General features: G+C 41.4%; 6 protein-coding genes. All 6 read right to left on the reverse strand.

Annotated elements, in window-relative coordinates:
* Positions 1–364: 364 nt before the first annotated feature.
* The 6 genes from CXF60_RS00205 to CXF60_RS14645 all read right to left on the reverse strand — a co-directional run bounded on the left by CXF60_RS00205 (position 365) and on the right by CXF60_RS14645 (position 4591).
* Positions 365–583, reverse strand: a complete 219-nt coding sequence (locus tag CXF60_RS00205; RefSeq protein WP_102090311.1) for a hypothetical protein — start codon at positions 581–583, stop codon at positions 365–367.
* Positions 576–812 carry a hypothetical protein gene (locus CXF60_RS00210; RefSeq protein ID WP_102090312.1) on the reverse strand — a complete coding sequence of 79 codons (237 nt, stop codon included), beginning with the start codon at positions 810–812 and terminating at the stop codon, positions 576–578. Before CXF60_RS00210 ends, CXF60_RS00205 begins: the two co-directional genes overlap by 8 nt.
* Positions 813–822: 10 nt before the next feature.
* Positions 823–1269, reverse strand: a complete 447-nt coding sequence (locus CXF60_RS14320; protein WP_145990185.1) for a hypothetical protein — start codon at positions 1267–1269, stop codon at positions 823–825.
* A gap of 69 nt (positions 1270–1338) precedes the next feature.
* A complete protein-coding gene (locus CXF60_RS00215; protein WP_102090313.1) occupies positions 1339–2013 on the reverse strand; it encodes a YagK/YfjJ domain-containing protein in 675 nt (224 codons plus the stop codon).
* A 354-nt stretch (positions 2014–2367) separates the two neighbouring features.
* Complete coding sequence (gene repM / locus CXF60_RS00220; RefSeq protein WP_102090314.1) at positions 2368–3297, reverse strand: replication initiation protein RepM; 930 nt, start codon at positions 3295–3297, stop codon at positions 2368–2370.
* A gap of 1165 nt (positions 3298–4462) precedes the next feature.
* Positions 4463–4591, reverse strand: a complete 129-nt coding sequence (locus CXF60_RS14645) for a hypothetical protein (RefSeq protein ID WP_267284412.1) — start codon at positions 4589–4591, stop codon at positions 4463–4465.
* Positions 4592–4685 lie beyond the last annotated feature (94 nt).

Consider the following 4685-nt stretch of genomic DNA (forward strand, 5'->3'; position numbering starts at 1 on the left):
CTTGATTAATTGTGTTTGGTGCGCTGTAAAGGCATCGAACTGTCGGCTGTGTCCCAAGTGTTTTCGGGGTGTTCAGGTTTTATTGATTATCTTTTAACATCGTTTGCGAGTCGCTACTGCTTTTTTCAGTAGCTCATCAATACTCATTCTCTAGCTGATTGCTGCTTTAACTTTCATTAACTTCTTAATCTGCTCGCTTTAACCAATTGTAGGCGCTAAGGTATGCGCTGCCAGCGTTTGGCTATGCTGCTCGCTTTAACTTCTTTTTGAAACGGTTTTTTTCTTGTGCGTGTCATAGTGGTGGCTCTTATGCTGCTTGCCTGTTTAATCTCGATTTATAGCCCCCCTCTAACGTGTCCGAAAACTAACACACCCTGTCAGGTTTTCGAGCGTCTTTGACATTCACTATCACACTGACCGGCTGTGGTTCGTTATTATGCTCGCTGTCTGCTTTATCTAGCCCTAGCAGCTTTGCTTTTGACATGGTAGCAGCAACCATAGCAGATGCTTGTCCGTTAGCCTTAGCGGTCAATCTCGCATCGTCTAGCTCTGTCATCAGGTCATCAATAGTTATCTTACTCATGGCTCAATCTCTTTGTTGTTTCATCGTCTGCCAATTCATTCATCAGGTCACTAATGGTCTGCACCGCATCGGCATTTACGTCTTTTAACTGTGGTCTGTCATACCCTGTCAGCTTTGCCATAGTAGCAGTGGCTTGTATCATTGCAGATGGTTTGCGGTCATCTATGGCGATTTGCCTTGCCTGTTCTAACTGATCGAGTAAGTCATCAAGTGTTAATCTGCTCATCATCTGCTTAACCTCAACTGGTGCAACCTAGTTTATCAAGTGTTGATTGCCATATTTTAGCAGTCAGTCTGTCATGCTCATTCACTAGCCTGTCATACGTGCTGTGGTGCATACCTTTTGGCTTTGTACCACTGCCATGAGCAATGCCACTTTGCCACCCTAGACGCTGCCTGATTGCGTCTGCACGATTGAATAGGCGGTCAATGGGCTGTTGTAGCTGTGAACCGTAAGGAACGCTCAGACAATGCCTACAGACGTAAGAACCTGAACAATACAACACTGCTACTCGCTTGCTGCATTTAGGGCATAACCACCAATGGCGATAGTTGCCATAGTGACAAGCGGTCTTATCTAATCGTATGCTGTAGCTGTATGCTTTGCCACGATAGGAATAATTAACGTCAATCTTGTTTGCTCTGTCTGTCTGTCTCAACTGGTCACGATAGCGTGAGATATTCAATCTAGGGTAATTGTTGAGACTCGAAGTAGTGGCTAATGCTGCTATGGTTTTCTCCTCATATCTAAATCATTAGGCAAATAACGGTAACTGTCGTTCGGCATCGGTCATCATGTGAATGGGCTTAGTCTTAGCAGTTATTCTACTTGCTGAGAAATTCTTACCTTTGACGCTCAGGTTGTGCTTGTCTTTGGTGCGCTCTTTAGCGAAGTAAGACACATGGTAAAACGCTTTGTTATACTCGCTATCGTTATCACGTCTGACTAAATAGAAGTACTCCTTTTTTATACCGTCTTTAGACTTTGGCGGATAAGGTACATTTCTATAACCCCTATGGCTATGTCGTTCTGCAATCTGTCGGCTTTTCTCAATAAAGTTATAACCGCTTTTTGCATCTTTGCCGTTAATCATTAGCCACACATGGTAGTGCAGACCGCCTTGAGTGCTAACTTCTCTTATCCATACATAACCCATTCTTTTGGCATTGTACTGTTTACCGCCTACCCATTCCCTCATGCGGTCTAGGTAGTCAGTCATAATCGTATTCTTATCACCAACAATATCAGCATGAGCATGAATATCAACACGAACCATCAGCACCTTTTCATGCCATGACTGCATTGCGTCAAACTCACGCTTTATAGTCGTTAGCACCTCAACATAACAAGCCCTTGTACCACCATAGGTATTGATTGGCAGTAATCTACCGTCTATTTCTATTTCGGTTGCCAGTGTTTTTTGCCTCATTGCCAAACCTCGTTAAAATCAAAAATCCTCGGAAACACGCCTTAATAGATAATGATGTTCTTAATGACCAAAGTATCTTATAAAGATGGTTATTAAGTGATTGCTGTAAAAGGATAATAGTAAAAACCCACTTTAGGCTCAACATTGCTACCCTTACCACTGCTAGTACGACCTGCAATATTAGCTTAAATATCCACCCCCTAACTGTGACATTTGCTATTAGTTACTTATATTTAATAGTCTTTTTATCTCTACTTATCACTGTATGCCCTGTGGTGACGTTTTAACCGTCTGTAGTACCTTACTATCAAAACGAACTTACGAGGCTGTGAGCGTCAATCTGTGAGCACGTTTTTACTTAACCTTGCGCTTTGCTACTTCAAAACCTAACTTTGCTAAGTGCTTATGATATTTCTTTTGTTTGTCAGCGTCTTTGAGGTCATCGGCTATCAGTTTGGCGAAGTCGTCATAACCTGCAGTCGATGGGGCATTGTTACCAAGCTCAGGCAATCGAGCTAATTTGCTGCTAAAGGTTCTTACTTGGCTGTCAGTCATTTTGATAAAGCCGTCATCTTTGGCGATTGGCTCAGGTGCTTTCTTTACCTTGAATGTGAAGGACATGGCGGTAATGGTGCGACCTGTTTTGTGCTGCTCATATTTGACGGTTATGTCCGTGTGTTTGTTTATTTGATTGATAGCACGGTCTAATACCTTAGCTTTAAGATTGCTCATTGTTTTGTACTGCTCAGGCTCAACACCTAGTTTTTGCCGTAAGTCATCTATCTTGTATCTTTGCGTCACGCCATTATCACGCCATTGGATAATCAGCTCATACAATCGGATTGCATAAATACTTGTAAGGTTAGCGACTTCTGCAATCTCATAGCTAGTGAAGTGACTTTCTAGCCGTGTTATTAGTGGCACTACATCAGACGTAAAGCGCATATAAACGATACCGCTATCAGGCTCAACGCCTATCTTATCTACCCAGCGACAATGAAACGACCTGTCTTTGCCGTTCTTTGGGTTCTTATCGTGGTAGGTGACATAACGGTCAAACAGTCCTTTGCTTGCGTCCTTAACGACCGTGTAGGCTGTTTTGTCATTCACTCCGAACTGTTTAGCGTAGTTACTTGCGTGTATTCTCAATAGGCTATCGTGCGTGATGCCTTGACCTGAATTGCGAGCCTCAATGATTGCCAATAGGATTAGTCGCTGTTCTGCTAAATCGAGGGTATAAGATGCTTGTATCAATGCGTTATCTTTGACGACTAATTCGGACATGGTGACGACTCATAAATTCAATATTAAGCCATACTAGCATTATATCAATACCCTATCAACTGTGGTATTGATTGGTGCGATAAAGGTAGCTATATCAGCTTAGATTGGTGCGATAAAGGTAGTTGAATGGTGCGATAAAGGTAGTTATATGAACGCTACAGCCCTTTGGTAGCGTGGTCTGCGAGGGACTCTAAAAGCTCTTTTAAAAGCTAATTACTTAAAAGCATAAGAATTATTTTTTTGATTGTTGATAACTATGTTTTGAGTTACTGACTAAATCAGGCTCAGAACATCATCAAAAATTGATTAATCCATTGCTGGATAGATTGGCTCAGGTTTGAATTATTGGTAACTTTCACATCATGTGGAAGTCATCAGCCAAGCTCAGGCAATCATCAGATTATTAGTAATTGCTCAGATTTGCCCTACAAGGTGCTTTGACTGCTCAATAGGTAACTTACTAGGTCTTTACCCTTAGAATTGAAATGCGAGCCACTCAGACGGCAAATTGGTATTGTTTTAGCTCATATTACTGGTGATTAGTTTGACTATGGAATGACTAGGTTATGAAATTATCAGTCAATTATCACTTAGACTTATTATTGATTGTTCATTGATAATATGGTGATTTTCCTATCATTTGATAATCAGGCGAAGTCTATTGATAGACGGATTATCATTTACTGGTTTTATGTTTTGGGTATAGGCTAATGATAGGTTTTCAGGTGTTCTCACTGGTTTAGTATTACTGTAATATGTGTATTGTTTTGATTAACTATAAAAAGCCAAGGGGGGGGGGCAGCATTGGACAATAAAAGATTTTTTATACGAGCAATTGGTGTTTGCGGTTTGATCTTTATTTTATCCACGATGGTTGTTGCTAGGTTTTTTTAGTATGGTGACTGAATATTGAGTTTGGCGGTTCTTAAGGAATTCGAACTGTCGGCTGTAATGCCTGTGGTTGCTGTATTCTTTGGCTATCGGTGATTGAATAGACCAACAAATAGACCACCAGTGGCAGTAATTGCAGTCTGTTTTTTGCAGACTAAACTTTCAGAAACGCTCACAGAACTTTTTTACTATGGCTGCGGTCACCGCTTGCGAAGTCCTGAACGATTACACCACCCTAGCCTATGATTTGTCTGTTTGACTCCTATACTAGGAACTAAACTGTCGGCTGTGTCCCAAGTGTTTTCGGGCTTTCTTGATTATTATTTTTGAAAATACCATCACCAGTACCAACAATCGCTTTTCGTTTTGCCTGATTGCGGTCTGTTTTGACGTTCACCATCATGGTGAGGGTATGCTGATTTTTAGCAGACTAGGGTGTGAACTTATCAACGCCCAGTTTTGGATAGTGGAATAGATGCGCCCAAACTTGAGCTTAT

The organism is Psychrobacter sp. 4Bb (genome assembly GCF_002836735.1).
Taxonomy (GTDB): domain Bacteria; phylum Pseudomonadota; class Gammaproteobacteria; order Pseudomonadales; family Moraxellaceae; genus Psychrobacter.

Bases quoted from the DNA above. Each gene is read 5' to 3' on its own strand.
- CXF60_RS00205 (WP_102090311.1), bottom strand. From the start codon at position 583: ATGAGTAAGATAACTATTGATGACCTGATGACAGAGCTAGACGATGCG.
- CXF60_RS00210 (WP_102090312.1), bottom strand. From the start codon at position 812: ATGATGAGCAGATTAACACTTGATGACTTACTCGATCAGTTAGAACAG.
- repM (WP_102090314.1), bottom strand. From the start codon at position 3,297: ATGTCCGAATTAGTCGTCAAAGATAACGCATTGATACAAGCATCTTAT.
- CXF60_RS00215 (WP_102090313.1), bottom strand. From the start codon at position 2,013: ATGAGGCAAAAAACACTGGCAACCGAAATAGAAATAGACGGTAGATTA.
- CXF60_RS14645 (WP_267284412.1), bottom strand. From the start codon at position 4,591: ATGATGGTGAACGTCAAAACAGACCGCAATCAGGCAAAACGAAAAGCG.